This is a genomic window from Acidimicrobiales bacterium (assembly GCA_035533095.1).
In the GTDB taxonomy this organism is placed as follows: Bacteria; Actinomycetota; Acidimicrobiia; order Acidimicrobiales; family Palsa-688; genus DATLUM01.
This window is the reverse complement of record DATLUM010000054.1, coordinates 45,737-72,163: the sequence shown is the minus strand read 5'-3', so window position 1 is coordinate 72,163 and position 26,427 is coordinate 45,737. Positions and strand designations below refer to the sequence as shown.

The 26,427-nt window shown below is 67.1% G+C and carries 27 protein-coding genes; 7 read left to right on the top strand and 20 right to left on the bottom strand.

The annotated features are described in order from the left end of the window. The first annotated feature begins 66 nt into the window (after positions 1 to 66). Complete coding sequence (locus VNF71_06915; protein ID HVA74281.1) at positions 67 to 927, top strand: phytanoyl-CoA dioxygenase family protein; 861 nt, start codon at positions 67 to 69, stop codon at positions 925 to 927. A gap of 48 nt (positions 928 to 975) precedes the next feature. Here the strand turns inward: VNF71_06915 and VNF71_06910 are convergent, their stop codons facing one another. After that, on the bottom strand, positions 976 to 1,530 hold the full coding sequence (locus VNF71_06910; GenBank protein ID HVA74280.1) for a YceI family protein: 555 nt from the start codon (positions 1,528 to 1,530) through the stop codon (positions 976 to 978). A gap of 85 nt (positions 1,531 to 1,615) precedes the next feature. On the opposite strand from VNF71_06910, the gene VNF71_06905 reads away from it, so the two are divergent. Beyond that, a complete protein-coding gene (locus VNF71_06905; protein ID HVA74279.1) occupies positions 1,616 to 2,164 on the top strand; it encodes a MarR family winged helix-turn-helix transcriptional regulator in 549 nt (182 codons plus the stop codon). On the opposite strand, the gene VNF71_06900 is transcribed toward VNF71_06905, so the two are convergent. Further along, positions 2,081 to 3,277 (bottom strand): MFS transporter, encoded by a 1,197-nt coding sequence (locus tag VNF71_06900; protein ID HVA74278.1) that lies wholly within the window; start codon positions 3,275 to 3,277, stop codon positions 2,081 to 2,083. The genes VNF71_06905 and VNF71_06900 overlap by 84 nt on opposite strands. A gap of 61 nt (positions 3,278 to 3,338) precedes the next feature. Here VNF71_06900 and VNF71_06895 point away from each other — a divergent pair, with 61 nt between their 5' ends. Next, on the top strand, positions 3,339 to 4,511 hold the full coding sequence (locus VNF71_06895) for a Coenzyme F420 hydrogenase/dehydrogenase, beta subunit C-terminal domain (GenBank protein ID HVA74277.1): 1,173 nt from the start codon (positions 3,339 to 3,341) through the stop codon (positions 4,509 to 4,511). A gap of 6 nt (positions 4,512 to 4,517) precedes the next feature. Here the strand turns inward: VNF71_06895 and VNF71_06890 are convergent, their stop codons facing one another. The 15 genes from VNF71_06890 to VNF71_06820 all read right to left on the bottom strand — a co-directional run bounded on the left by VNF71_06890 (position 4,518) and on the right by VNF71_06820 (position 18,132). Further along, positions 4,518 to 4,940, bottom strand: coding sequence for a PPOX class F420-dependent oxidoreductase (locus VNF71_06890; GenBank protein ID HVA74276.1), 423 nt, complete (start codon positions 4,938 to 4,940; stop codon positions 4,518 to 4,520). 44 nt (positions 4,941 to 4,984) lie between these two features. Next, the gene (locus VNF71_06885) at positions 4,985 to 5,083 is read right to left on the bottom strand and encodes an AURKAIP1/COX24 domain-containing protein (GenBank protein ID HVA74275.1); all 99 of its coding nucleotides are present in this window, start codon (positions 5,081 to 5,083) and stop codon (positions 4,985 to 4,987) included. A 12-nt stretch (positions 5,084 to 5,095) separates the two neighbouring features. Further along, positions 5,096 to 6,148, bottom strand: a complete 1,053-nt coding sequence (locus tag VNF71_06880) for an oligopeptide/dipeptide ABC transporter ATP-binding protein (protein HVA74274.1) — start codon at positions 6,146 to 6,148, stop codon at positions 5,096 to 5,098. Further along, positions 6,148 to 7,200 (bottom strand): ABC transporter ATP-binding protein, encoded by a 1,053-nt coding sequence (locus VNF71_06875; protein ID HVA74273.1) that lies wholly within the window; start codon positions 7,198 to 7,200, stop codon positions 6,148 to 6,150. Before VNF71_06875 ends, VNF71_06880 begins: the two co-directional genes overlap by 1 nt. Beyond that, positions 7,197 to 8,117 (bottom strand): ABC transporter permease, encoded by a 921-nt coding sequence (locus VNF71_06870; protein HVA74272.1) that lies wholly within the window; start codon positions 8,115 to 8,117, stop codon positions 7,197 to 7,199. Before VNF71_06870 ends, VNF71_06875 begins: the two co-directional genes overlap by 4 nt. Beyond that, positions 8,104 to 9,054, bottom strand: a complete 951-nt coding sequence (locus VNF71_06865; protein HVA74271.1) for an ABC transporter permease — start codon at positions 9,052 to 9,054, stop codon at positions 8,104 to 8,106. Before VNF71_06865 ends, VNF71_06870 begins: the two co-directional genes overlap by 14 nt. A gap of 9 nt (positions 9,055 to 9,063) precedes the next feature. Further along, a complete protein-coding gene (locus VNF71_06860) occupies positions 9,064 to 10,737 on the bottom strand; it encodes an ABC transporter substrate-binding protein (GenBank protein ID HVA74270.1) in 1,674 nt (557 codons plus the stop codon). 80 nt (positions 10,738 to 10,817) lie between these two features. Continuing rightward, positions 10,818 to 11,558: a 4-(cytidine 5'-diphospho)-2-C-methyl-D-erythritol kinase gene (locus tag VNF71_06855; GenBank protein ID HVA74269.1), complete on the bottom strand. Its 741-nt coding sequence runs from the start codon at positions 11,556 to 11,558 to the stop codon at positions 10,818 to 10,820. Beyond that, entirely contained in the window at positions 11,551 to 12,399 is an 849-nt protein-coding gene (gene rsmA, locus VNF71_06850; protein ID HVA74268.1) for a 16S rRNA (adenine(1518)-N(6)/adenine(1519)-N(6))-dimethyltransferase RsmA, read from the bottom strand. The genes VNF71_06855 and rsmA overlap by 8 nt, the downstream gene beginning before the upstream one ends. Further along, positions 12,396 to 13,154 carry a TatD family hydrolase gene (locus tag VNF71_06845; protein ID HVA74267.1) on the bottom strand — a complete coding sequence of 253 codons (759 nt, stop codon included), beginning with the start codon at positions 13,152 to 13,154 and terminating at the stop codon, positions 12,396 to 12,398. The genes rsmA and VNF71_06845 overlap by 4 nt, the downstream gene beginning before the upstream one ends. Before the next feature lie 5 nt (positions 13,155 to 13,159). After that, positions 13,160 to 14,668 carry a methionine--tRNA ligase gene (gene metG, locus VNF71_06840; protein ID HVA74266.1) on the bottom strand — a complete coding sequence of 503 codons (1,509 nt, stop codon included), beginning with the start codon at positions 14,666 to 14,668 and terminating at the stop codon, positions 13,160 to 13,162. Positions 14,669 to 14,687: 19 nt separating this feature from the next. Then, positions 14,688 to 15,536: a 16S rRNA (cytidine(1402)-2'-O)-methyltransferase gene (gene rsmI, locus VNF71_06835; GenBank protein ID HVA74265.1), complete on the bottom strand. Its 849-nt coding sequence runs from the start codon at positions 15,534 to 15,536 to the stop codon at positions 14,688 to 14,690. Next, positions 15,533 to 15,871: a hypothetical protein gene (locus VNF71_06830; protein ID HVA74264.1), complete on the bottom strand. Its 339-nt coding sequence runs from the start codon at positions 15,869 to 15,871 to the stop codon at positions 15,533 to 15,535. The genes rsmI and VNF71_06830 overlap by 4 nt, the downstream gene beginning before the upstream one ends. A 4-nt stretch (positions 15,872 to 15,875) precedes the next feature. Continuing rightward, positions 15,876 to 16,952 carry a redox-regulated ATPase YchF gene (gene ychF / locus VNF71_06825; GenBank protein HVA74263.1) on the bottom strand — a complete coding sequence of 359 codons (1,077 nt, stop codon included), beginning with the start codon at positions 16,950 to 16,952 and terminating at the stop codon, positions 15,876 to 15,878. Between the two features lie 184 nt (positions 16,953 to 17,136). After that, complete coding sequence (locus VNF71_06820; protein HVA74262.1) at positions 17,137 to 18,132, bottom strand: adenosine kinase; 996 nt, start codon at positions 18,130 to 18,132, stop codon at positions 17,137 to 17,139. A gap of 95 nt (positions 18,133 to 18,227) precedes the next feature. On the opposite strand from VNF71_06820, the gene VNF71_06815 reads away from it, so the two are divergent. Then, entirely contained in the window at positions 18,228 to 20,840 is a 2,613-nt protein-coding gene (locus VNF71_06815) for a M1 family metallopeptidase (protein HVA74261.1), read from the top strand. A 157-nt stretch (positions 20,841 to 20,997) separates the two neighbouring features. Beyond that, on the top strand, positions 20,998 to 22,161 hold the full coding sequence (locus tag VNF71_06810) for a metallophosphoesterase (protein ID HVA74260.1): 1,164 nt from the start codon (positions 20,998 to 21,000) through the stop codon (positions 22,159 to 22,161). A gap of 33 nt (positions 22,162 to 22,194) precedes the next feature. Here VNF71_06810 and xseB read toward each other — a convergent pair whose 3' ends face one another. After that, the gene (xseB, locus tag VNF71_06805; GenBank protein HVA74259.1) at positions 22,195 to 22,398 is read right to left on the bottom strand and encodes an exodeoxyribonuclease VII small subunit; all 204 of its coding nucleotides are present in this window, start codon (positions 22,396 to 22,398) and stop codon (positions 22,195 to 22,197) included. Beyond that, complete coding sequence (gene xseA, locus VNF71_06800; protein ID HVA74258.1) at positions 22,391 to 23,677, bottom strand: exodeoxyribonuclease VII large subunit; 1,287 nt, start codon at positions 23,675 to 23,677, stop codon at positions 22,391 to 22,393. The genes xseB and xseA overlap by 8 nt, the downstream gene beginning before the upstream one ends. 170 nt (positions 23,678 to 23,847) lie before the next feature. On the opposite strand from xseA, the gene VNF71_06795 reads away from it, so the two are divergent. Together VNF71_06795 and VNF71_06790 are read left to right on the top strand one after the other, a co-directional pair. Continuing rightward, positions 23,848 to 25,047: a DEAD/DEAH box helicase gene (locus tag VNF71_06795; GenBank protein ID HVA74257.1), complete on the top strand. Its 1,200-nt coding sequence runs from the start codon at positions 23,848 to 23,850 to the stop codon at positions 25,045 to 25,047. Between the two features lie 9 nt (positions 25,048 to 25,056). Further along, positions 25,057 to 26,118 (top strand): hypothetical protein, encoded by a 1,062-nt coding sequence (locus VNF71_06790; GenBank protein ID HVA74256.1) that lies wholly within the window; start codon positions 25,057 to 25,059, stop codon positions 26,116 to 26,118. Between the two features lie 21 nt (positions 26,119 to 26,139). On the opposite strand, the gene VNF71_06785 is transcribed toward VNF71_06790, so the two are convergent. Further along, positions 26,140 to 26,400: a hypothetical protein gene (locus VNF71_06785; protein HVA74255.1), complete on the bottom strand. Its 261-nt coding sequence runs from the start codon at positions 26,398 to 26,400 to the stop codon at positions 26,140 to 26,142. Positions 26,401 to 26,427: the final 27 nt, after the last annotated feature.

Sequence of the window (26,427 nt, the reverse complement as noted above, 5' to 3'; positions counted from 1 at the left end):
GGATCCGGGAGTGCACCGGGCCAAGCGCGTAGTCTGGCCCGCCGACCTCCCGATCAAGGCAAGGCCATGCCGACGACGCTCACTTCCAACGGGACACCGGTTCCCTTCGACACCGATCATTTCGCGCCGTTGCGCGACAGCTCCGACCTGCTGCACGACCCCGGCGAGTTGAGGGCCCGGTACCTCGAGGACGGCTACCTCTACCTCCCAGGCTTCTTGGACCCGGCCAGATCTATCGCGATGCGGTCGGCCTACTTCTCGCTCTTCGACCCCGGCTACCTGCGCGAGGGGTCTACGGCCGCCGACGGCGTCTTCTCTGGGCGCGCCCCCTCGGGCCTGCCGCCACACGGGGTCGAAGGTCACCCGGCGCACGGGTTCGTACGGGGCGAGGAATTCGACCGGTTCGCTTCCCAGCCGGAGTTGCTGCGTCTCGCAGAGTCGACCCTGGACGGGCCGGCATGGCGCCTCCCCCGCTCGATCGTGCGGCACTTCGACCGAGCCTCGAGGCGCGCCTCTCGGGCGCACACCGACTACACCTACCTCGACGAGGGGAGCGACCAGCTCGTCACGGTGTGGATCCCCCTGGGCGACTGCCCCTTGGCCACGGGCGGTCTCGTCTACCTCGAAGGCAGCCACCGTATGGATCCGGCGGAGCTCGCACCCCTGCGCGCCGTCACCGACCGCCCCGGCGACGCCCGACCTTTGAGCCACGACCTCGCCTGGGTGGCGGAAACCACCGGCCGGCGTTGGTTGTGGGCCGACTACAAAGCCGGGGACGTCGCGGCGCACTCACCCCACATGGTGCACGCGTCGCTCGACACGGGAACCGACGCGATGCGGCTCTCGGCCGACATCCGGTTCATCCGTGAAGGCGACACCGTGGACCCGAGGTGGTTGCAACCGTGGGCGGGCGACGACGGCAACTAAAGAAGGTTCGCAGAGTTGCCGGCGAATGGCGCGAACCTCTTTTAAGGGTCAGCTGGCGAGGACGGCCTCTATCTCCAGGTAGATCTTGATCTTGTCACCGACGACTACCCCGCCGCCGTCAAGGGGGATGTTGAAGACGATGCCGAAGTCGGCCCGGCTGATCTCGGTCGTGGCCGAGAAGCCGGCGCGCAGGCCACCCCACGGGTCGGGGCCGACGCCGTTGAGCTCGAGAGCCAAATCGACCGGGCGGGTGACGCCGTGGATGGTCAGGTCACCGGTGACCTTGAAGTCGTCGCCGGCGCGAGCCACTGAGGTCGAGACGAAGCGGATCTCGGGATGGGTCTCGACGTCGAAGAAGTCGGACGAACGCAGGTGGGCGTCGCGCTGAGCCTCGCGCGTGTCGATCGACGAGGCGTCGATCGTGGCCTCGACCTTTGACTTCAACGGATCCTCGTCGACGGTGATGGCGCCTTCGAACTTGGAGAAGACGCCCTTGACCTTGCTCACCATGACGTGGCGGACAACGAAACCGACCTCGGAGTGGACCGGATCGATGTTCCAGGTGCCGGCGGCCAGGCCGGTGGTCTCGAGGGTTGCGCTCATGTCGGATACCTCCGGTGCTTGAGTTGATATGTCAACAACCACTCTATCACAGCTATTTGATCTGTCAACTACCTAGACTGTAGGCATGGCCGCCGCCCGATGGCTCGACGCTGACGAGGACCGTGCGTGGCGCGGGTGGCTCGCCATGACCGACCGGCTACACAGCCAGCTGGCAAGCGACCTGCTCGCCGACTCGGGGCTCTCCTACGCCGATTACCAGATCCTCGTGCACCTGTCGGAGGCCGCCGACCACAGCATCCGCATGTCCGATCTAGCGACGCGGCTCGACTGGTCGAAGAGCCGGGCTTCGCACCAGGTGGCGCGCATGGAGGCCAGGGGCCTGGTACGAAGGCAGGAATGCAGCTCTGACGCCCGCGGGGCGTTCGCGGTGCTGACCGACGCCGGGATGGAACAGATCCGTTCGGCCGCTCCCGGGCACGTTCAGAGCGTGAGACGCCACTTCATCGACCTGCTCGACCCCGGCGACCTCGAGGCCCTGGCCGGGATCTCGCGCAGGGTGCTCGAGCACCTACGTTCGGAGTCCGCCTGCTCAGCCGTTCTGGAGGACGGGGCGGGCACGGTCGACTGCGGCGGCGGCCAGCCCGACGAAGGCGACGGACGCTCCCAGCGCTGACACCGCTGCCCACCGCCCGGTGGAGTACAGCGCCGCCGCCACGGCGCTGCCAGCGGCTCCTCCCGCGAAGTAGATCACCATGTAGACGGCATTCGCACGGCTGCGATCGCGGCCGCCGGAGGAGAACATGACGCTCTGGTTGATCACGTGCGTGCCCTGCACCCCGACATCCAGGATGACGATGCCGGCCACGAGGCCGGCGAGGTGACGACCGCCGAGCCAGAGCGGCAGCCAGGCGGCGAGCGTGACAGCGGCAAATCCGATCGTCGCCCTACGGTGCCAACCGCGGTCGGCGAGGCGTCCGGCGAACGAGGCGCACAGCGCTCCGGCTGCTCCGAACAACCCGAACAGCCCGATCAAGGTGTCGCCGTAGTGGTACGGCGAGCCTGAAAGCAGGAAGGCGAGCGTCGTCCAGAGGATGCTGAACCCGGCGAAAGCGAGCGAGCCGAACAACGCCCGCCGGCGAAGCACCTGGTCGCGCTTGAACACCTCGACCGTCGACGCCAGCAGGCGGTGGTAGGCGAGGTGGGGCCGGTCGTGTTCGCGTGGCAGGGCCCGTGAAAGAACGGCTGCCAGCAGCACCACGGCGAGAGCAGCGACGCCGTACACGACCCGCCAGCTCGATGCGCCGGCGACCGCGCCGGACACCGTCCGGGCCAGGAGGATCCCCAGGAGCAGCCCGCTCATGACCGATCCCACGACCCGACCGCGTCGTTGTTCACCCGCGAGCTCCGCCGCGAGAGGTACGAGCATCTGGGCGGCGACCGATCCGATTCCTGCGAAGAGCGCGAGGGCGATCAGCACCGCGATCGACCCCGCAGCAGCCGACACGGCAAGAGCGGCGGCCGTGAGGAGAAGGACTGCAGGCACGAGGCGGCGGCGAGGGGCGATGTCGCCGATGGGCACGAGGAGCGCCAGGCCCACGGCGTACCCCAGCTGGGCCGAGGTGATCATCAGTCCTGCTTCACCGGAGCCGGCGTGCAGATCGGTCGCGATGGTGTGCAGCAGCGGCTGGGCGTAGTAGAGATTGGCCGCCGACAGACCGCACCCGACCGCGAACAGCAGGACCATCGCCCCGGAAAGTCGGGTTCCGGCGGGCGTCGTCGTACTCATGGGCAGGGGACACCGTACCGGGTGTGCTGTAGGCGGGAACCGGCTACTAGCCTGCCAATTCGTGACCGCGACCGAATCTGCACCTGCGAAGGAACGCTGGCGCGCCCAATGGGCGGAGCTCTTTTCCGAAGTGGTTACATCGGGACTCTGCACGGGATGCGCGGGGTGCATCGTCGCGTGTCCACACGATGTGCTCGGCTACGACGACACGAACGGCGTGTACAAGCCCTTCCACCTCGAGGAGGAGCTAGGTCCCGCCGACTGCGGCCACGGCCAGCGTGGGTGCACGAGCTGCACCCGTGCCTGCCCGCGTTTCCGCAACTGGGAAACAGAGATCGACACTTTCATGTTCGGCCGAGAGCGCCAGCCCGAGGAGCAGGCCGGCATGTCGAAGGACGTCTTCCTGGCCCGGGCGACCGACCCCGAGCTGCACTCCAACGGGCAGGACGGCGGGCTCGTCTCGGCGATCCTGCTGTGGTGCTTGGACCATGGCCGCATCGACGCGGCCCTCGTGTCGATGCTGGAGGGTGACGGCTCGACCTGGAAGGCGGTGCCGGGCATCGCCCGAACACGGGAAGAGATACTCGCGTCGGCCGGCTCGCGATACACCTACTCCGCCAACACGCTGGCTTACGTGCAGGCCATCGAGGACGGGGCGGAGCGGCTGGCTCTCGTGGGCATGAGCTGCCAGGCATCCGTCCCAGGGGTGATGAAGGCCCGCAAGGCCGGCAAGGTCGCGAGGCGCCTCGCGCTCTCTATAGGGCTCTTGTGCTCCAAGACCTTCGACGACGCCATCTTCGAGGAGCTCTTCGAAGCGAAGTACGGCCTCAAGAAGGCCGACATGGTGAAGATGAACATCAAGGGCGTGTTCCAGATCTGGATGCGCGACGGCAGCTACCACGAGATTCCGTTGAAGGAATGCCATGCCTGGACGCGCGAGGGGTGCAAGCTCTGCCCTGACTTCGCGGCGGAGCACGCGGACATCTCCACCGGGGGGATAGGCGCGTTCAACGACTGGACCCTCACCGTCGTGCGCACCGACGCCGGTCGGGAGATCATCGACGGGATGATCGCCGACGGTGCCATCGAGACCAGGCCCGGCGACGATGACCCGGGCGCGATTGCCCTCATGCGGAAACTCTCGACCGTCTCGAGGCGCCGGTGGCCGGAGACCGCCGTCGCAGCGCCGAGACTCGGTGTGCCGCCGGCGAAGCCGACCGCCTCAGGTCACTGAAGACGTTTACAGCTTGCGGTGGTCCCAGGAGACCACCTTGACCGGGTCGATCACGACCACGACCCGGTTCTTCATCATGAATTCGACGCCGGCCCGGTGCTCCTCGCTGTAGGGGCCCATGTAGCGCTCCCACATGGAGACGCCGAACGACCAGATCGAATCGGGGTCTTCGATGATCCGCGCCTTGCCGACTGTCTCCACCCCTCGGAGCTCCTCGTAGCGGTCCCCGGCTTCGACGAGGAAGGTAAGCCGCGGGTCGCGCCGCAGGTTCTGCACTTTCTGGGACTTGGCCTTGGTCTCGACCGCCATCTTCCCGTCGAGGAAGGCGTACCACATCGCCACGGCATGGATGGACCCGTCGGGGTGCATCGTGCACATCGTCGTGGTGCGCTCCTCTTGCAGGAACGCTTCGACTTCCTGCGGGCTCATCCTGATCTCGCTGCGCCGGTTGACCCCCACAGGCGCGGCTCGCCCTAGCGGCCGGCCCGCCGCTGCCAGCGGGTCGCCTTCAGCATCTTCTTGTGCTTCTTCTTGCGCATGCGCTTGCGGCGCTTCTTGATCAGCGAACCCACGAAGGAGGCACACTAGCCCCCAGCGGCGGGGCCGCTCCAACCCGCCGGTGCGCCGGCGGTCATCGTGACGGGTGCCTCGACCGGAAAATGGCAGGCGACATAGTGGTCAGGGCCGTTGGCGCGGATGACGGGTTCCTCTTCGGCACATAGTGCCTCGGCCCTCGGGCAGCGGGTCCGGAACCGGCACCCCGACGGCGGGGACACCGGGGACGGGAACTCGCCGCGGGCCTTGTAGGTGGTCGACGGCCGGAAGTCCGGGTCCGGCTCGGGTATAGAGGCGAGGAGGGTGTTCGTGTAGGGGTGGGCGGCACGCGAGTACAGATCGTCGGCTCGCGCGACTTCGCAGACCTTCCCCAGGTACATCACCGCCACCCTGTCGCTGATGTTCTTCACGACAGCCAGGTCGTGGGCGATGAAGATCATGGTCAAGCCGTAACGCTCCTTCAGATCCTCGAGCAGGTTGAGTATCTGAGCTTGGACGGATACGTCGAGCGCCGACACGGGTTCATCGCAGATGAGGAGCTTCGGCTCGAGCACGAGTGACCTTGCGATGCTTATCCGCTGGCACTGGCCGCCCGAGTACTGGTGCGGGTAGCGGTCACGGGCTGCGTCGTAGTCGAGACCGACGACGTCGAAGATCTCCCGCACCCGGTCGGAGCGCTCGCTCGGTGTGTCCCTCTTCCAGATCGTGAGCGGCTCGGCGACTATGTCCACGACCCGCCGGCGCGGGTTCAGGGACGAGATCGGGTCCTGGAAGATCATCTGCAGCTCCGGGCGGAGCTGGCGAAGCTCCTTCCCGCGCAGTCCGGTGAGCTCGGTCCCGTCGAACACGACACGCCCCGCGTTGGGCTTGATCATCTGGATGACTGCTCGGGCCGTAGTCGACTTGCCGCACCCCGACTCCCCCACCAGCCCCAGGGTCTCGCCTCTCAGTACGTCGAAGCTGACGTCCGACACCGCGTGGACCCGGCGGCCCGACCCGGCCGGGAACTCCACCACCAGGTTCTCGACCCGCAGGAGGGGATCGTCGGAGTCGCGCAGGTGTGCCGTCCCGCTCCCTGCCATCAGGCCTCCCCGATCGCGGCAGACGAGTGGATCTGCCCGTTTCGCCGGTTGCGGGCGAGCGCATCGGAGCCCTCGGGAGTCCCCACGGGGTACCAGCACGCGTACGAGTGCCCGGGCGCCGCTTCCACCAGCGGTGGCTCCTCGACCGAGCAGCGGTCCTGGGCGTACGCGCACCGCGGCGCGAACCGGCAACCGGCGAGTGGCCGGCCGAGGTCCGGCGGCCGGCCGGGAATGACGGTGAGGCGGGTGTGGCTGGGATTGGCGAGACGCGGGATGGACTGGATCAGCGCCTCGGTGTACGGCATCCGCATGTCGGTGAACAGGGTGCGTGTCGGCGCCTTCTCCACGACCTTGCCGGCGTACATGACCGCGATTTCGTCGGTCCGCCCGGCGACCACACCCAGGTCGTGGGTGACGAGGATCATGCCCATGTGGCGTTCCTCTTGCTGCGCTGTGAGCAGGTCCAGGATCTGGGCTTGCACAGTCACGTCGAGAGCAGTCGTCGGTTCGTCGGCCAGCAAAAGCTTCGGTCCGCACGCCAGGGCCACGGCGATCATCACCCTCTGGCGCATACCGCCGGAGAGCTGGTGCGGGTATTCCCGCAGTCGCCGGCGCGCTTCGGGGATGCCGACGGACCGGAGAAGGTCGACTGCCCGGTTGCGGGCCTCCTTCTTCCCGACCCCCGTGTGAACCTGGATGTGCTCCGTCAACTGCCGCCCGAGGCGCACCACGGGGTTGAGCGACGTCATCGGGTCCTGGAAGACCATGGCGATGTCGGCCCCCCAGATCCTCGAGAGCTCTCTCTCCGCAAGCTTGGCGATGTCCCTGCCCTGGAAGCGCACTTCGCCACGGCGGACCACGTTGCGCCGCGGCAGCAGGCCCATGATCGAGCGGGACAGGATGGTCTTTCCCGAACCGGATTCGCCGACAATGCCCAGCGTACGGCCCTGCTCCAGCCGGAGGGACACACCGTCCACCGCGCGGACTACCGCCTGTTCGGTGTAGAAGTGAGTGACCAGGTCGACCACGTCGAGAAGAGGGTCGCCGGTCAAAGCCCCCCCTCCTTGATGTCGAAGTAACCGCGCAACCGGTCGCCGGCGATGTTGAGCGCGAGCACGGTCAGGAACATTGCGAGACCCGGCCAGAGCGCTATCAGGGGATGCTGGCCGATCACCGCCTGACCCTCGGCGATCATGTTGCCCCAGGTCGGGGTGGGCGCCCTGACGGACAGCCCGAGAAACGACAACCCTCCCTCGGCGACGATCGCGACGGCAACGCTTATGAGTCCTAGCGACACGGCAGCAGGGACCACGTTTGGGAAGATCTCACGGAGGATGATGGGACGGTTGGACGCTCCCAGCATGCGGGCGGCGGACACGAACTCCCGCTCCGAGTAGATCACGGTGGAGCCACGCACGACGAGCGTCAACGGCGCTATGGACAGGATGGCGATGGCGATCGTGACGTGGAAGAGACTCGGACCCCAGAAGGTCACGATCGCCAAACCGAGTACCAGAGCCGGGAACGCGAGCAGGATGTTGGCAGCACCCGTGATCACCGAATCGAGAAAGCCGCGGTAGTACCCGGCGAGCAGGCCGAGCATCCCCCCGACGGCCAGTCCCAGGGCAATGGAAGAGAACCCGACGATGAGCGAAACCCTCGACCCGTAGACAACTCTCGACAGAAGGTCACGACCGAGCTCGTCAGTGCCGAGCAAATGGGATCCGCTCGGATCGAGCCCTGGCAGAGCGGACGGCACGGACGGGTCCTGAAGCGGCAGCAACCCGGCGAATATGGCGGCGAGGATCACCAGCACCACCCAACCGGCCGCCACCCAGAACACCCATCCCAGACGTTTGTGAGCAGCGACCCCGAACCCCGGCGTGGCTGTTCCCTCGATCCCCGTGGCAGCCGGGTCGATCGAGGTTCCGCCGGCGATCAGCCCGGTCCCCACCTCAGGCAACGACACGGCGGACCCTCGGGTCGAGCAACGGGTAGAGCAGGTCTACGACGAAGTTGACGAAGACGTAGCCAACCGCGATTATCAACACGCACGCCTGCACCACCAGGTAGTCGCGTTGGTATATCGAGTGGAGCGTGAGGGAGCCGATACCCGGAATCCCGAAGATGATCTCGACGATGAAGGCCCCTCCGATCAGCGATCCGACGTTCAGTCCTGCGAGGGTCACCAACGAGAATGTCGAGGGTCTGAAGGCGTGATGCCAGAGGATGTAGCGGGAGCTCAGGCCTTTGGACCGAGCGACGGTGACGAAGTCCTGCTGCAGGGTGGCGATCATGTCCGAACGCAGCAGCCGGACGTAAGCGGCCAGCGAACCGAGTGCGAGGGTGAGCGCCGGGAGGAAGAGGGACTGAACGTTGCGGCCGAGGTTGGCCGTGAGGTGCGTATAGCCGGTCGCCGGGAACAGGTGCCAGTGGACCGCGAAGACCCCGACGAGCAGCACTCCCAGAAGGAAGGCGGGGATAGCCAGCATGCCGAAGGAGAACGCCGAGGAGCCCTGGTCGATCCAACCGCCCGGCCGGCGTGCGGCGTAGACGCCGAGCGGTATGGCGATGACGAGAGCGATGATCTGCGATATCACCAGCAGCTCGATCGTGACCGGAAGAGCCTGGTGGATGAGAGTCGATGCGGGCTCGTGGTTGAGGTAGGACTGGCCGAAGTTGCCGTGCAGAGCGGCCCACAGCCAGTCCACGTAGCGGACGTAGATGGGCTTGTTCAGGTGGAGCTGATTGGTCAGCTGCGCCACACCCTTCGGGGTCGCGCCGGGGCCCAGGATCATGAACACCGGATTGCCGGGTAGCAGGTTGAGCAGCAAGAACGTCAGGATGGAGACGACCAGGACCACTGGCACCAGCATCAGGAACTTGCGTAGCGCCAGCCGCGCCATAGTGTCCCCCTACTTGTTCAGCCAGATCTGCCCGACGTTGATGAATCCCGCCGTCATCCTCAGCGCCGGCGACCCGTCGGGCAAGGTGGGGTTGTTGAAGTTCATCACCGTCGGCTTGGCGGAGACGAGCCACACGGTCTGGTCCAGCCAGACGTAAGGGACGTCGGCCGCGAACCTCCGGGAGATCTCCTGGTACGCGGCCACACGGTCGGCCTGGTTGAGGCTGGTCCGCCCCTTTTCGAGAGCAGCCTGGATCTGCGGGTCCTTGTTGCGGGCGAAGTTGAGAGCGAGCGCCCCTATCGGCGACGCGGTGAGGCTCGACCACCAGACGTAGTTCTCGTCGGGGTCGGCAGCGGAGAACTGCCTCCACTCCCGCACGTCGTAGTTTCCCAAGAGAGCCTGCACGATGTACTGGCTCTGCTCGACCTGTTGGACCTGGCAGTTGATCCCGGCTTCCTTCCACATCGCCTGCACGAGGGTGGTTCGGGCGAGGTCCTTCGCGTCGGTGACGGTCGAGAGGGTGAACGTGCGAAGCGGGCCCTTGTCGTGCTCGTAGGCCGCTATCAGCTGCTTCGCCTTGGCCGGGTCGTACGTCGGGTAATCGACGTCGACGTAGTAGGGCGATTTTGTGCTGAACGGGCTCTTGACGACCGGGTTGACCACGTCGATGATCGAATGCACCCGGTTCTGGTCGGTGGCGTAAGCGAGCGCCTGCCGGACGCGAACATCGTCGAACGGCGGCTTGGCGGTGTTGATCATGTAGAAGTGGACCTCGCGCTCGGTCGCGTTGTTGTCGAGGTCGGTGATCGACACCAGGCTCCTTTTCTTCGGTAGCGACTGAGCGTCCTGGGGATCGTCGGTGTGCATGATGTCGATGTCCCCGGCGAGCAGCGCGTTCGCCCTCGACTGGTGGTCCGGTATCGGCCGGAAAGTGACCTGGTCGAGGTACGGGCGACCTTGCCGCCAGTAGTTCGGGTTCCGCACGACGGTGAGGTGGTCGTTGGGGACCCACTCCTTGAAGACGAAGGGCCCGGTCCCTATCGGCTTGAGGTTGCCGCTGTTGGGCTCCGCCAGCATGGACGGAGACATGACCGTCCCGATCGAATAGGCGAGGTAGTAGGGAAATGCCGGCCAGGCCTCCTTGCACGTGACCGTAACGGTCATTGCGCCGCTCGGCTTCACGTCGGCCACATTGAAAAGTGCAGGGCCGTTCTGGGGTGACTTGACGTTGGCGATCAGGCTGTTCGCCACTGCGTTGGCATCGAGGGCTGATCCGTCGTGGAACTTGACGCCCGGGCGCAACGTGATCGTGAACTGCGTGGCGCCGGCGTTGGGTGTCACCGACTGGGCCAGGTTCGGCTGGACCTTGCCGTTGACATCGACGGCGGTCAGCGTGTCGAAGATGGCAGCCCCGTACATCAGACCGGTCACGTCCCAGCTGGCGACCGTAGGGTTGAACCCGTTGTCCTCGGCCTCGGTGGCCACGATCAGGGTTCCACCCATCTTGGGTGTGGCATTCGAGATGCCCGCGTTGGGGTTCGGCGCCGGTCCGGGTCCACCACTTTTGCTACCGCTGCTGCCGCAAGCAGCGAGGAGGCTCGAGGCCGAACCGCCGAGGACCACAGCTCCGAATGCTGCTCCACCACCCGCGAGGAACTTGCGCCTGCTGATGTCGTCTGGCATTGACCCCCCGTCCCTGCCTCGTGTTTCCGAAGCGTAACGACAGGAGCTACTTGTGTCCAGCGTCTCAGCGTTATCTCAGTTCACGACGGACGACAGACCCGCACAACACGACCCGATTCGGGAAAGTCGCCCTCGACGAACCACGTCCCGCCGCTCCCGGCAAGCATGGGAGTCTCGCCGGTATCGTCACCGAGGCGGTTGCGCCATACAGCCAGGTCGGGATAGGCCGCGAGAGCGGCTGGTTCGAGATCGTTGCCGTTGTCGCCGGTCGGGCCACCCATGCGGTCCCACTGCCTGTACACCTCGACGGTGGAGACGTGCAGCGGCGGTGTCAACAGCGTGTAGGCGCGCCCGGCAATCAAGTCGACGTCGAGGGGTTCGACCGTTTCGCCCACACCGGTCACGCGGGCCCTTCCTCCTACGAGACAGAAGGGCACGTCCGCTCCAAGGGTCGCCGCTAGGTCCAGGTCGACCACACCGGCCCAGCGCAGAACGGCGGCGGCATCGGCGGATCCCCCCCCGAGACCGGCGCCGGCCGGAATCCGCTTGTGCAGGCGGACGTGCGCCCTACGGCCCAGGACCTTCAGGGCTCTTCGGACAAGGTTCTCGTCATCCAAGGGAATCGAACCGGACGGGACGGTGCCTGCGAATCCACCGGTGTCGAGTTCCATCTCGAGGCCGTCTCCGGCCGAGAACTCCAGCGTGTCGGCGAGATCGAGGGAAACCATCTCCGCGTCAAGCAGGTGGTATCGGTCGTCGCGCACGCCGGTAACCCGAAGTGACAGGGTGAGCTTCGCGTGGGCGCGCAACACGTCAGGCACGTGAATCTCGCTCGGCTACGGCCCGGACAGCAGCGGCGAGGCGACCCCAGTCTTCAACACACAGCTCTTCCGCGCGCTGCTCGGGTTCTATACGGGCCATGTCGAAAGCGGCCGGAGGCACCCGATTTGCGAGGGCGCGGCGCAGCATCTTGCGACGCTGCCCGAACCCGGCTCTGACGAGATCGAACAGCAGATCCGGAGACACCGACGACGGGTCGACTGCGGGCGATGGCCGGCGCGTGATCGACACGAGGACCGATTCGACCTTGGGCCGGGGGATGAATACCGACGCCGGAACCCGGCCGGCTATCGAAGCGGTCGCCCAGTAGGAAACCTTCACCGACACCGCCCCGTACGCCTCATCGCCAACCTTCGCGGCGAGCCTTTCGCCCACTTCCCTCTGGACCATCACGAGCATCCTGCTCACGGCCGGAACCGAGTCGAGGACGTCGGCGACGAGAGGAGTCGCGATGTTGTACGGAAGGTTGGCGACCATCACCCACCCCGGGTCGTCACCCAAAAGAGCGGTCCAATCGAGCCGCATCGCGTCCGCATGGACCACCCTGACACCGGTGCCTTCCAGGACCTCCTCGAGCACCGGTATCAGGTGCCGGTCGGCCTCTACCGCTGTCACGGTTGCGCCTGTCTCAGCCAGAGCGAGGGTCAACGAGCCCAGCCCCGGGCCCACTTCGACGACGCGGTCTCCCGGCCCCACCTCGGCGAGCCGGGCAATCCGGCGTACGGTGTTGGGGTCTGCGACGAAGTTCTGCCCGAGGGCACGGCTCGGACGCAGGCCGTGTGATGCGAGAAGGTCGCCGACCTCGCGGGCCGTCAGCGTCACGTCAGTTCGCTCAGCCGGAAGACCTGCTCGGCGTTGTCCCACGTGGCTCGCTCGACCGTCTCGACCGGAACCCCGCGGGCGTCCGCTACGGCGGCCCCCACGAGCGGCACGAACGCCGGCGTGTTGGTCTCGCCTCTATGGGGTACCGGAGCCAGGAACGGGCTGTCGGTCTCGACCAGCATCCGCTCCAGGGGACAGATCGCGGCAGCCTCCCGCACCTCGCCGGCGTTCTTGAACGTGACGATCCCGGAAAACGAGAGCATCGCCCCAAGATCCAGCCCCTTTCTCGCCTCGTCCGGGCCCCCGGTGAAGCAATGGAGCACCCAACGTTCCGGTACTCCTTCCGCCCGCAGCACGTCGAACGTATCGTCCCATGCGTCGCGTGTGTGCACGACGAGCGCGAGACCCATTTGGTTGGCCAGAGCGATCTGGGCCGCAAACGCTTCCTTCTGCGCGTCTCGTGGCGAATGCTCGTAGAAGTAGTCGAGCCCGCACTCGCCGACCGCCACCACCGACGCATCGGCACCCGACAGCAGACCGGCAACCGTGTCCACGCCCGAACTCGCCTCGTGCGGATGTAGACCGACGGTCGCCCACACCCCTCGATTGGCTCGGGCCACTTCGATAGCAGCGGCGGAGGTGGCCGCGTCCGTCCCGATGCTCACCAACCTCGCGACCCCGGCATCGCGGGCCTCCTCGATGACCTCGAGGCCCATCCCCTCCCAGGGGACGTGACAGTGGCTGTCGGTCCACACCGCGGTCAGTCCTTGATCCGCGGGAACAGCGGGGCGCCACGCTCGACTGCCAAGCCACCCGGGTAGCCGCCCCAGGAGGCCGCCTTGGGTAGTCGCTGATCCAGGACGCTTCCCTCCATCCCGATTCGCCGCCAGATCTCCTGCGAGGCACGAGTGAGCGCTGGGCTGGCAAGCACCGCGACGATACGCAGCACCTCCAGGGCGTCCCCCAGCACCCTGTCGACCTCCGGACCCGGCTCGGCCTTCCAGGGTTCTGCGGCTTCCAGTGCTGCGTTCGTCTCCCGGACCAGCCGCCAGGTCGACTCCAGGGCCTCGCTCGGCGCGATGCGATCCCACCCCGCCGTCACCGTCTCTAGGACTGAGGCCGCTATGGGCGCGAGATCACTCGACGGGTCGGGAGCGGGGCCGATTCCGCCGCATTTCTTCTCGACCACCGTCGAGACGCGGGCGAGAAGGTTGCCGAGATTGTTGGCGAGGTCCGAGTTGTAGCGGGCGACCATCCCTTCGTAGGAGAAGTCGCCGTCCGGCCCGAACGCCTGATCCCTCAGGAAGTGATAGCGGAATCCGTCCACCCCGAATGTTGGCAACAGGTCAGCCGGCGAGATCTGGTTGAGCGCCGATTTGGACATCTTCTCGCCACCCACGAGAAGAAATCCGTGCACCGCGATGCGTGCCGGCGGTTCGATGCCGGCTGCCATGAGCAACGCGGGCCAGTACACGCAATGGAACCGGAGGATGTCCTTGCCGATCAGGTGGTGCACGGATGGCCACCAATCCGCGAACCGATGGGGGTCGCTGCCGTAGCCGATGGCGGTGGCGTAGTTGATCAGCGCGTCGTACCAGACGTAGAAGACGTGCGCGCTGTCCCACGGGACGGGAACCCCCCAGGAGATCGAGGTCCTCGAGATGGAGATGTCGCGCAGACCACCGCGGATGAGACCGATGGCTTCGTTGCGCTTCGCTTCGGGAGTCACAGCACCGGGTTCGCGCTCGTACCAGTCGAGGAGGCGGCCGGCGAACTCGGACAGTTTGAAGAAGTAGTTTTCCTCTTCGAGCCATTCGACCTCGGTCCGGTGGATCGGGCAGCGCCTGCCGTCGATGAGGTCTGCCTCGGTGTAGTACGCCTCGCACGACACGCAGTACCAGCCGGCGTACGGCCGCAACTCGATCCACCCGTTGTCGTACGCAGCCTGCATGAGACTCTCGGTCGCGCGGTAATGGCGCGGCTCGGTGGTGCGGATGAAGTCGTCGTTGCTGATGTCGAGCGACGCCCACACCTGCCGGTAGCGCTCACTGGTGCGATCGGCATGTTCCCGGGGGGTTAGACCGTTCGCCTGGGCCGCGCGCTGCACCTTGAGCCCGTGCTCATCGGTGCCGGTGAGGAAGTAGACGTCGTCTCCCAGCAGACGGTGCCACCGGGCCAGTGCATCCGCGGTGACCGTGGTGTAGGCGTGGCCGATGTGGGGCGCGTCGTTGACGTAGTAGATCGGAGTGGTGACGTAGAAGCGGGCCACAGGACGAGGCTAGGTGGAACTACGGCTGGTCGCGCGCTTGGTTTATCGCCAGCTCGTACACCTGGCGTCTCGGGATGGACAACTCTGCGGCGACAGCGTCGACCGCCGTCCTGCGGGTCTCCCCGGCGGCCAGATGCCTTCGAAGCGCGGAGGTGATCTCCTCCTCGCCTGCCGTGATCGGCTCCGGAGCGGCGCCGTCGAGGACGATGACCCACTCCCCGCGGGGTTCTCCCGCCTCGACCCATTCGAGGGCGTCGCCGAGTCTCCCCCGCCAGAACTCCTCGTGGAGCTTGGTCAGCTCCCTGCCGAGAGCGACCCGCCGGTTGTGACCGCAGGCCGACGAGAGATCGGCGAGGGTCGCTGCGACCCTGCGCGGCGACTCGTAGAGGACCGTCGTCCTGGCTTCAGCCGAGATCGCGCGGAGGCGTTCGGTTCTCTCCCGCCCACGCCGGGGCAGGAACCCCTCGAAGCAGAACCTTGCCGTCGGCAGGCCGGACCCCACTAGGGCGGTGAGAAAGGCCGCCGGCCCCGGGACCACCTCGACCGGAACACCCTCACCGGCGGCCAGTGCCACCAGCCGCGTCCCTGGATCCGAGATACCGGGCATCCCCGCATCCGAGACCACCGCCACCACGCCGCCCCCGCAGGCGAGGGCCAGGGCCTCGGCGCTCGCGGCGGACTCGTTGTGCTGATGCATCGCCACGAGCCGAGGTGCCGGTATGCCGGCGGCGCTGAGGAGCTTGCGCGTCCTGCGTGTGTCCTCGCAGAAGATCACCGCCGCGCCGGCGAGGGATTCGCGGGCTCTCGGCGAGAGGTCGCCCAGGTTGCCGATGGGGGTGCCCACGAGGACGACGCGCCCTTCGGTCAAGATCCGCGCACCTCCAGGCAGTCGCCCACACAGAGCTTCCACCGTTCGAACGAACCGACCGGAGCCACGACCAGCACTCCCGCCCCGAACCGCGGGAGACTGCACCGGCGGGCCGGCAGCGTGGAGACGCGCTTGACGAGGAATCCTCCGCGGTCGGCTGCGATCTCGGTTGACACGCACCATGCGGTGTCGAGATCGGCCGCGGCAGACCGGGTGACGGTCTGGACCAGTCCCGGCCGTCCGATGATCACCACCCCGGCGATGCTGGTCTGCCAACCAGGGCGCCGTTCCTCGACGGCGGCCAGCACGTCGTCCTCGCGCAGCAACCACGACATGGGCTCAGACGTTGAAACGGATCTCGAGCACGTCGCCGTCCACGACCTCGTAGTCCTTGCCCTCGATCCGCAGCTTGCCGGCCTCCTTGGCGGCGTGCCAGGAACCGAGTCCGAGCAGCTCATCCCAGCGGATCACCTCCGCGCGGATGAAACCGCGCTGGAGGTCCGAGTGGATCACCCCCGCGCACTCGGGTGCTCGCGCGCCGGCGCGGAACGTCCACGCTCGGCTCTCCTTGTCACCTGTGGTGAAGAACGTCCGCCGGCCGAGCATGTGGTACGAGGCTCTCGCGACCCGGGCGAGCGCCCCCTCGCCGAGCCCCAGACCCTCCATCAACTCCGCGCGCTCCGATGCGTCCAGCTGCGCCGCCTCGGCCTCGAGCTCGACGCTGACACCGAGCACGTCTCCGTGGGTACCGAGCTCGTCGGCCACCGGCTTCACGATCGACTCGCTGGCGGCAACCTGATCCTCTCCGAGGTTCACGACGGCGAAGACCGGCTTGTTGGTGAGAAGGAAGAAGGGCTTGAGCAACGCCCGATCATCGGCGTCGAGCTTGGAGCGGTAGACAGGCACCCCGGAGTCCAGTTGCTCCTTGGCCCTTTCGAGAGCGGTGACCTCGGAGGCGAGCGACCTGTCGGCCTTGGCGGCCTTCCGGCGCTTGTCGATCTGGCTGTCCACGGTGGCTGCGTCGGCCAGGACGAGCTCCAGCTCGAGCACCCCGAGATCCGACAGGGGGTCGGAGTCACCTGGGACGCTGGGGTCCTCGAAGGAACGCAGGACCAGGCACAGCGCGTCGGCTTCCCTGATCCCGGCCAGAAAACGGTTGCCCAGCCCCTCGCCGGCGGACGAACCCGCCACCAGGCCGGCGATGTCCACGAACTCCACGGTCGCATGCACAACCTTGCGGCTGGCGCTCATCTCGGCGAGCTTGTCGAGCCGGTGGTCGGGAACCTGTGCCACACCGACAGCGGTCTCGGTTGTGGAGAACGGATGCGGGGCGACGGGCGCGGAACCGCCGGTCAATGCGTTGAAAAGACTGGACTTCCCCGAGTTGGGGAGCCCGACGATGCCTATTTTCTCCATTTGCTCTGCAGGTTAGGGCCTCCGCGAGGACCGGCGGCTTGGCCCGAGGCGGGCGGCTCGCCTAGCCTGGCCGGCCATGTCCAAGCGCACCCACAAGGCCCGCCTGCGGGCTCGACGCAAGAAGGCCAACCACGGCCAGAAGCCGAACCGCGGTCGCTGACGTCCTGCGCTAGCCGGGTCGCCTTCAAACCGTGAGGCCCGATCGCCGTGCAAGCTCGGCCAACGATCGCAGCGGCCGTGCGCCGAGGTGCGACACCACCTCGGACGAGGCCAGGGCACCGAGACGGGCAGATCGCTCGGGGCCGAGGTCGTTGACGAAACCGTACAGAAACCCCGCGGCGTAGCTGTCGCCGGCGCCAGTGGTGTCGACGACGTGGTCGACCGGCGCCGCCGGGACGCGAGCCAGGTCGCGCCCTGTTCGCACCAGCGAACCTTGTGCACCGAGGGTCACCACGACGGTTTCGCACCGCTCGGCCAGCACCTCCACGGCACTTTGCGCGTCGCCCGAGTCGGTCATGCGGCGGGCCTCCTCCTCGTTGGCGAACAGAAGATCCACCTGATCGAGTATCCGGTCGAAATGGGGAGCGTTCAGGTCGACCCAGGCCGGATCGGACAGAGACAGCGCAACCTTGGTACCGGCGGCCTTCGCGACCCGGATGATCTCTTCGACCGCCTGGTCGGTGTGCCGCTCACCGTAGAGGTAGCCCTCCATGTACACGATCTCGGCAGCGGTGATCGACGCCACGTCGACGTCGGCGGGGCCGAGCATCGCCCCGATGCCGAGGTTCGTGCACATCGTCTTCTCCGCGTCAGGCGTGACAAGGATTAGGCACCGCCCGGTGCCGGCGTCCACCCGACTCTCCGGCGCCGAGTCGAAGCGAACTCCGGCAGCGCGGATGTCGTGGGAGAACACCTTTCCAAGCGGGTCGGCCGCCACCTTTCCTACGAACACCACCGGCTCGCCGAGGGAGGCGAGGCAGGCCGCCGTGTTCGCTGCCGAGCCGCCGGAGGCCTCGGTCGCCGGGCCCAGCGAGGAGTAGATCAGCTCCGCCTTCTCGCCGTCCACCAGCGCCATCGTGCCCTTGTGCAGGCCGAGCCGCTCGACCAGCCCGTCGTCGGACGGCGACAGAACGTCGACGATGGCGTGGCCGACAGTGACGACTCTTTCGTTGTTTTCCATGCTGGTCCACGCTACCGCCGGCGTGTCACCCGGAAGGTGGGTACCCCAGTAGGGTGACCCGTTGGCCCGCTTGGGACGGCCAGGGAGGAGATTCTGTGTCGCAGGCCTCGGACTATCGGCTGCCGCTCGTCGCTCGCCCAGAGCGATACGAGATCGAACTTTCCGTCGACATCGGGCGCGCCCGCTTCGAGGGTTCCGAGGTGATCACGGTGAGCGTCCTGGAGCCGACCGACTTGCTGGTCCTGAACGCACTCGATCTCTCCATCGAGGAGGCGGCCCTCGAGACGCTTGGCGGCGAGCTCCTGCCGGCGGAGGTCACCGTCGAGCAGGAGGCACAGCGGATTCAGCTGGGGTTTGCGCGGAAACTCAGCCCTGGGGAGGGTTACAAGCTGCATATCCGTTTCGGCGGATCGCTGAACCGGCAGCTCCGCGGCTTCTACCGCAGCACGTTCACGGATACCGAGGGGTCGACTCACACCATCGCGGCGACCCAGTTCGAAGCTACCGACGCGAGGCGTGCGTTCCCGTGCTGGGACGAACCCGAGCTCAAGGCTGTGTTCTCGGTGTCGCTCGTCGTGCCCGAAGAACTGGCCGCTTTGTCGAACGGCGCGGAGATCGACTCGACCCCGCTGGGCGGCGGGCGGAAACGTGTCCGGTTCGCAGACACAATCCGGATGTCCACCTATCTCGTGGCGTTCATCGTCGGACCGTTCGACCTGACCGAACCCGCGGATGCCGACGGCGTCCCGCTCAGAATCGCTTCGGTACCGGGGAAAGGGCATCTAACCGGGTTCGCTGTCGAGGCCGGCGTCCACGCCCTTCGGTTCCTTTCCGGCTACTTCGAGATCCCCTACCCCGCCGAGAAGATCGACCACATCGCCATCCCGGACTTCTCGTTCGGGGCGATGGAGAACCTCGGTTGCGTGACGTACCGGGAGCACTCGTTGCTCGTTGACCCCGAGCGGGCTTCACAGCTCGAGCTGCAGCGCGTCGCGACGGTCATCGCGCACGAGACCGCACACATGTGGTTCGGCGACCTGGTGACCATGAAGTGGTGGAACGGGATCTGGCTCAACGAAGCCTTCGCCACCTTCATGGAGTTGATCACCACCGACGACTTCAACCCGGCTTGGCGGGTCTGGAACGACTTTGCTGCCGGGAGGTCGGCTGCACTGGCGATCGACGGGCTTCGCGCGACCAGGCCGGTCGAGTTCGACGTGGGAGCGCCCGAAGAGGCCGAGGCGATGTTCGACGTCCTCACCTACCAGAAGGGCGGTGCGGTCCTCCGGATGCTGGAGCAGTACCTCGGAGCGGAGACGTTCCGGAAGGGCATCGGGCACTACCTGCGGACACATGCCTACGGCAACACAGAGACGACCGACCTCTGGGATGCGCTCGAGACGACGTCGGGCGAGCCGGTCCGCACGATGATGAACTCCTGGATCCGCCAGCGCGGCCACCCCGTCGTGGCCGTCGAAACGGGACCGGACCGGTCGACCCTGGAGTTCCGTCAACGGCGCTTCCTCTACGACGGGACGCTCAGCCCTGAACGCTGGATCATCCCGGTCACCCTGCGCGCGTCGGTCGCAGGGACGGTACAAAGGCAACGCCTGTTGCTGGACGGGTCAGAGCACACCGTGACCTTCGACGGGCCGGTCGACTGGGTGATCGCCAATGACGGAGCATCCGGCTTCTACCGCACCCACTACTCGCAGGATCTGCTCGGCGCTCTGGCTGAGCGCGGTCTCGTCGATCTGTGCGAACCGCTCGAACGCTTCGATCTGCTCGCCGACAACTGGGCCGGGGTGGTGGCGGGCACGGTCGAGCTATCGGAGTGGATGTCGCTTGCCGAAGCCCTCTCATCGGACGACGACGCAGACGTCTGGGCTGCGCTGTCGTCCATGATCTCTCTACTGCGATCCCTGGCTCATGGTCGGGACAGCGACGCTGTGATCTCGTTCGCGCGAGAGCTGGCGACCGAGATCTGGGGGCGTCTGGGGTGGGAGCCGCGCCCCGGCGAGGACCGGCGCACAGGTGTCACCCGCGCAAGAGCGCTCTCCGTGATGGGACTCGTCGGCGAGGACTTGCAGCTACGCCGGGAGGTTGCAGAGCGCGTCGAGCACTTCCTCAGGGGGAAGGCCAAGCCGAACGCTCGGGGACCGGACCCTCGAGACGAAGGATCTGGTGACATCGGCCTCATCCCGGACGTCGTAGGCACGGCGCTACGGATCTTCGTAGCGGCCGGCGGGAATCGCGAGTGGTCGCTCGTCGCCGACCACTACCGCGCCAACGACAACCCTCAGGAGAAGCTCCGGTTCCTTTACGCGCTGTCCGAAGCTCGTCAACCCGATCTGATCGAACGCACCCTGGTGCTGGCTGGCAGCGACGAGGTCAGGGCCCAGGACGCTCCGTTCCTCATCGGTTCCGTCCTGGCGCATCCGGGGGCTACACGAGCCGCCTGGACGTGGATAGAGGCCAACTGGGATCTGCTCAACGAGCGCTTCACGCCGCAGCTGATACTCCGGATCTTCGAAGCACTGCAGTCCGTTGCCGATCCGGGTGTTGCGCAGAGCGTCCACGAATTCTGCGCCGAATCCCACATGGTGATCTCGGGACCGCGCCTCGACCAGATCCTCGAACGTCTCGACATAAACGTGGCTCTTGCAGCTCGTTTGCGGGGAACGATCGCCGCGACTCTCGGCGGCTAGTGCCCGGCAACCCCCTCGGTGGCGGGTGTCGCGCCAGATGGGCGGCGATGGTGCCGCCCACCCGGCGTGGGACCCGCCACCTTGGGTTCTGTTATCTCCACAACGCGGCGAACGGTAAACCCCGGTGAGGGGCATGCCGTCCCTGTTGCGCGGAGCCGTGAGCGTGTTTGCGGTCGAGCACGACTCGCTGCAGATCACGTGGTCCCGGCTACAGCGAGCCCAGGTCAGGTTCCAGATCGGCGACCAGTCGTTCGACGTGGACGCGACCCCGCCAGAGTGGTACCGGCGAACCGGTGGTCTGCGCGCTGGTGAGGGAAACGGCGGACCGGGGGCCCTGACGGCTCCAGGCCTCGAACCGTCCACCTCTTACGACGTCCTGCTTTCCGGGGATGGCATTCCGCGAAGACGTGTCGCCGTGGCCACGACGCTGGGCAAGCCACCTGGAAGGCTGCTCTCGCGGTTCGCCACGATCAGCGACTGCCATTTCGGCGAACGACGCCTGGGCGCGCTTCACCGGCTCCACGATCCGGCGCCTCGCCCCGATGGCCTGGAGCCGTACCCCGTGCGGTGTGCCGCCTCCGCCATCGAGGAGGCCGAGAACTGGGGTGCGTCGATGATCGTTGCGAAAGGGGATCTGACTCAGGACAGCAAGGCAGCGGAGTACGAGACGGCCGTCGACGTCCTTGGCCGTGCGAGCGTCCCTGTCGCGATCACTTTCGGCAATCACGATGTCCGCGGGCCCGTTCCGGTCGAGCGCGCGGCCGACATGCTCAGCGCCCAAGGGTTCATCGCCGCTGCCAGCACGCGAGTGGTCGACATGGACGGCTTGAGGCTGGTGCTGAGCCACACTCCCGTGCCGGACCGGCACGTAGGCAGGATGACTTCCACCGATATCGAGGAAGTGATCGGGGCCGCCCGCGACACGGCGTTGCCCGTCGTGGTCGCGCTGCACCACCCGCTGCGGCGCTGGCCGGTGCACACCCACTACCCGCCGCCGTTGGGGTGGGCGGACTCGCGAGAGCTGTCGAGGGGACTCCGTGCGGCCAACGCGCGAAGCCTGGTCATCGCGGGGCACACTCACAGGAACCGCCGCTACAGAGTCGGAGGGGTCACGGTCGTCGAGGTCGGGTCGACCAAGGATTACCCGGGCCAATGGGCGGGGTACTCGGTTTACGAGGGCGGGATCCGCCAAGTGGTTCGCCGAGTGGAACGGCGCGACGCAGTCGCCTGGACGCAGATGACAGGCCGAGCGGTCGGGGGAATCTGGCGATGGTGGAGTCCCGGCGATCTCGACGACAGGTGCTGGTCGATCGAGTGGTAGCCGCTTTTCGCCGTTGCCAGCCTCTGAGTGGAGCTAGCCGCGGCTGAGCCTTTCTACCCTTTCCTGAACGCGTGCCAGCCGCTCGGAGGCGAGGGTGTGCAACCGCTGAGCGCGCTCGTAGAGGTCTGCCGCCGCCTCGATTCCGACCTCTCCGGCCGCCAGCACCTCGGTCACCTGCTCGAGCTCCGCGATGAGCTCCTCGAAGGTCCGCTCGTCGTCGGCGGTGGGTTCAGCCACTGGTACCTGCCTCCTCAACCTTCGTCACCTGCGCGTGCAACCTTCCCTCCGCCAGCGTCACCGATATGGGATCCCCCAAGCCGACATCCGCGGCGCGTCGGAGAACGCGACCCTCCGGTCCGGTGGTGATCGAGTACCCACGTTCGAGAGTGCGTTGCGGCGACAGCGCACCGAGGTGGCGCAGATCGGCAGCCAGCCGGCCGGCGGCTCGACCGATGATCTCGCCGGCCGGGCGGCGGTGGTCGGCGGCGAGGAGGCGGGACCTGCACGAGTCCAGCCGGCGGGCGGGGTGGCAGTCGGCCAACCGTTGTCCTGCATGAACGAGGCGCGACGATGCTCGCTCCAAGCCGGCGTCGAGCGCCTTCCCGGGGTCGGAGGCGCTGATCCTGCGATGTGCCCGGTCCGCGATTTCGGCCAGACCAGAGGACGCCGAGGTCAGGACGGCATCGAGCGCCGACGCGAGCCCGTCTCTGTCGGGGACCACCGCGGTCGCGGCGAGCGACGGGGTACCGCACCGCAGGTCGGCGACCTCATCGCACAGAGGGCGGTCCCCCTCGTGCCCGATCGCGGAGACGACGGGCACCGGACACGATGCGACCGCCCGGCAGACCTCCTCTGTGCTCCAGGGCAGCAACGACGGGGCGTCCCCGCCTCCCCGCGCGACGATCACTACGTCGACATCCGGGAGCGATACGACTTCGCGCATAGCGTCAACGATGGACACTGATGCCCCCGGGCCCGACACGGTCGTCTCCTCGAAGTGGAGCGGGTAACCGGGAAAACGGGCAGCGACGACGGATTCGATATCCTTGCGGACCGCCGCATCGCTGCCGCACACGACGCCGATGGCGCGCGGCAGCACCGGGATCGTCCTGCGGTTGCGGCCGATGAGTCCCTCCGACTCCAGCACGCGGCGGGTCTCGAGGATCAGGGCGGCGATCGCCCCCTCCCCCACGGGCACGATTTCCTCGGCCACGAGTTGGGCCTGGCCCCTGTCCGCCGACCACTGGAGGCCCCCGGTCACGCAGACACGCTCACCAGAGACGGCCCGGCAACGACGGGCCTTCGTCGCAGGGACGACGACGGACACCTGTGCGGCGCGATCCCTCAAGGTGAAGAACGTCCAGCCACCTCTCGAGACGGTCGGCCGGTGGACCTCACCCTCGACGGCCACCCGGCCGATACCTCCGAGGCTGCGAGCAATCTCACCCGCGAGGCGGACAAGGGTGAGCGTCCTCGGTGACCGCGCAGCTTCGTCGTCGAACAGGGGCAGGGTCACCGGTGCAAGGTTATCCAGGGGCCTCGACCGTGGACCCGCTACCATGAAAGCGGTAGCGGGCCCCGGAGGGGTGCCCGGGCGGCCGGCACGACAGCTCCGGTCGCGAGGCCCGGAGTCGTCTTGCATCGTCTCGTCGCACCGGGTTCCCACAAGATGCACCAGGAGCAGGTTTGACAAACACCGAGCCGGCCCGGTCCTTTGCCGGGCTCGGGGTCGCCCCCGAATTGGTAGATGCCCTCGCGGGCCAAGGAATCATCGAGCCCTTCCCGATACAAGCGCTGACCATCCGGGACGGCCTCGCCGGCCGTGACGTGTGCGGCAAGGCGAAGACCGGGTCGGGCAAGACGCTGGCCTTCGGGCTCCCGTTGATCCAGCGAGTCGAGACGTCACGGTCCAACGCCGGCGGCAAGCGAGTGCCCCTCGGTCTCATCCTCGTGCCCACGCGGGAATTGGCGAGGCAGGTGGCCGACGTGCTGGATCCTCTGGCTCACATCGCCGGCCTCAGGCTGACGGCCTGCTACGGCGGCACCGGGATGGACACGCAGATCAAGGCGCTCGAAGCGGGGACGGACATCCTGGTAGCCACACCCGGCCGCTTGATCGACCTGCGCCAGCGCGGGTCCGCGGACCTGGGTGAGGTGGAGGTCGTCGTCCTCGACGAGGCGGACCGCATGTCCGACATGGGGTTCATGCCACAGGTCGAGTGGCTGCTGCGGCACCTGATCAAGCCGCACCAGACGATGCTCTTCTCTGCCACCCTCGACGGGGACGTCCAACGCCTGGTCCGCCACGAGCTCACCGACCCTGTCCACCACGAGGTGCAGTCCGCGAAGCAGACCGTGACGGCGATGGGCCATCGCTTCATCCGGGTGCATCAGATGGACAAGGTCCGGGTCACTGCGGCCATCTGCGCCGGCGCCGAGCGGGCTCTCGTGTTCTGCAGGACGAAGCGCGGCGCCGACCGGCTGACCGACGCGCTCCGCGCGGAAGGAGTCAACGCGCGCGCGATTCACGGCGACCTCCGCCAGCAGATGCGCGAGCGCGCCCTCAAGAGCTTCTCCGACGGCAGACTTCCGGTTCTCGTGGCGACAGATGTCGCCGCGCGCGGGCTCGACGTCGAGGGTGTCGACGTCGTCGTCCACTTCGATCCACCGGAGGACCACAAGTCGTACCTGCACCGCTCGGGCAGGACCGCACGCGCCGGACGGGAGGGCCTTGCAGTCACCCTCCTGCTTTGGAACGAGGAGCTCGAAATCGAGCGCATCCAGAAACGGCTGGGTCTCTCGGCACCGATCGTGGAGATGTTCTCCAACGACCCGCGGCTGAGGAACCTCCGCTCCTGGGACCCGGCGACAGCGTCGGTCGCCTAACAAGCAGGCATGCCCGTCGCCCTGAGGGTGTTCGTGGGCGTCGTGGGTGCGGCCGTGGTCGTGGCCACCATTCTGTCGGCGATCCGCACGACAGTCCTGCCGCGGGGGACCCAGAGCCGCGTGTCCAGCGCGGTGGTCTCCGTCGTGCGCGCGCTGTTCAGGCTCAGAGCGCGCCGGTCCGACAACTACGAGTCACGAGATCGGATCATGGCCATGCTCGGTCCGGTCGCACTTCTCGCGATCCTCGCGTCCTGGTTGGTTCTGGTGCTGGGCGGGTTCACCCTCATCTACCTGGGGGTGACGGATCGATCGGTGTCGGCAGCGATCGAGCTGTCGGGATCTTCCATGTTCACACTTGGCACGACGACGGCGGCCGGCGTCGGACCCCTGCTGCTGACCTACGCCGAGGCGGGTATCGGCCTGCTGATACTCGCCCTGCTCATCACCTACCTGCCGAGCATCTATGGAGCATTCTCCAGACGAGAGAACGGGGTGGCTCTGCTGCAGGTCCGAGCCGGCATCCCCCCACGCGCGGCGACGATGCTCATACGGTTCCAACTGATCGAAGAAGGCCCATACCGGTTGACGGAACTGTGGCGTCAATGGGAAGCCTGGTTCGCCGACGTCGAGGAGACGCATTCGACGTTTCCCATCCTGGTGTTCTTCCGCTCTCCCCAACCCGACCGTTCGTGGGTCACCGCCGCCGGTGCTCTACTCGACGGAGCCGCGTTCTGGGTGGGCGCCGTCGAGCACCCGGTGGACCCGGACGCGCAGCTTTGCCTCCGCGCGGGCTACCTCACGTTGCGGCGCATCGCGGAGTTGTTCGGCATCCGCTTCGACCCCGACCCGCCGCCCGACGGGCCGATCTCGATCAACCGCTCCGAATGGGAAAAAGACGTCGACGAGATGGCTGCCGCCGGCGTTCCGGTCAAAGGGGATCGCGAAGCGGCGTGGACGGCGTGGAAGGGATGGCGGGTCAACTACGACCACGTCTTATTGGAGCTCGCGCGACTGGTGGAGGCTCCCCTGGCGCCTTGGACGTCGGACCGCAGCCCCGTCAGTGGGATATAGGGGAGGTATCCGGCGATTCCGTCATCGAGGGCCTTCGGCAGGCGGCGCCGGCGGACCAGGACGCCGGAAGACGAACCTCGCTACCGCAATGGAAACGAGGATTGCGACGATGACGAGACCGCTCCCCCAGAAGTCGGCAGGGTCGCTGCGCGGCCCCGGGATGTTGGCGGTCGCGTTCGGGCCCCCCTCTATGGTGATCACCGAGCCGGGTCCACCGAACTGCGGAACAGTGGTCGACGGCGATGTGACCAGGATCTTCGTCGGCTGGGCGGGGAGGGACACACCAACAGCTTGGCAAACGGGAGGCGC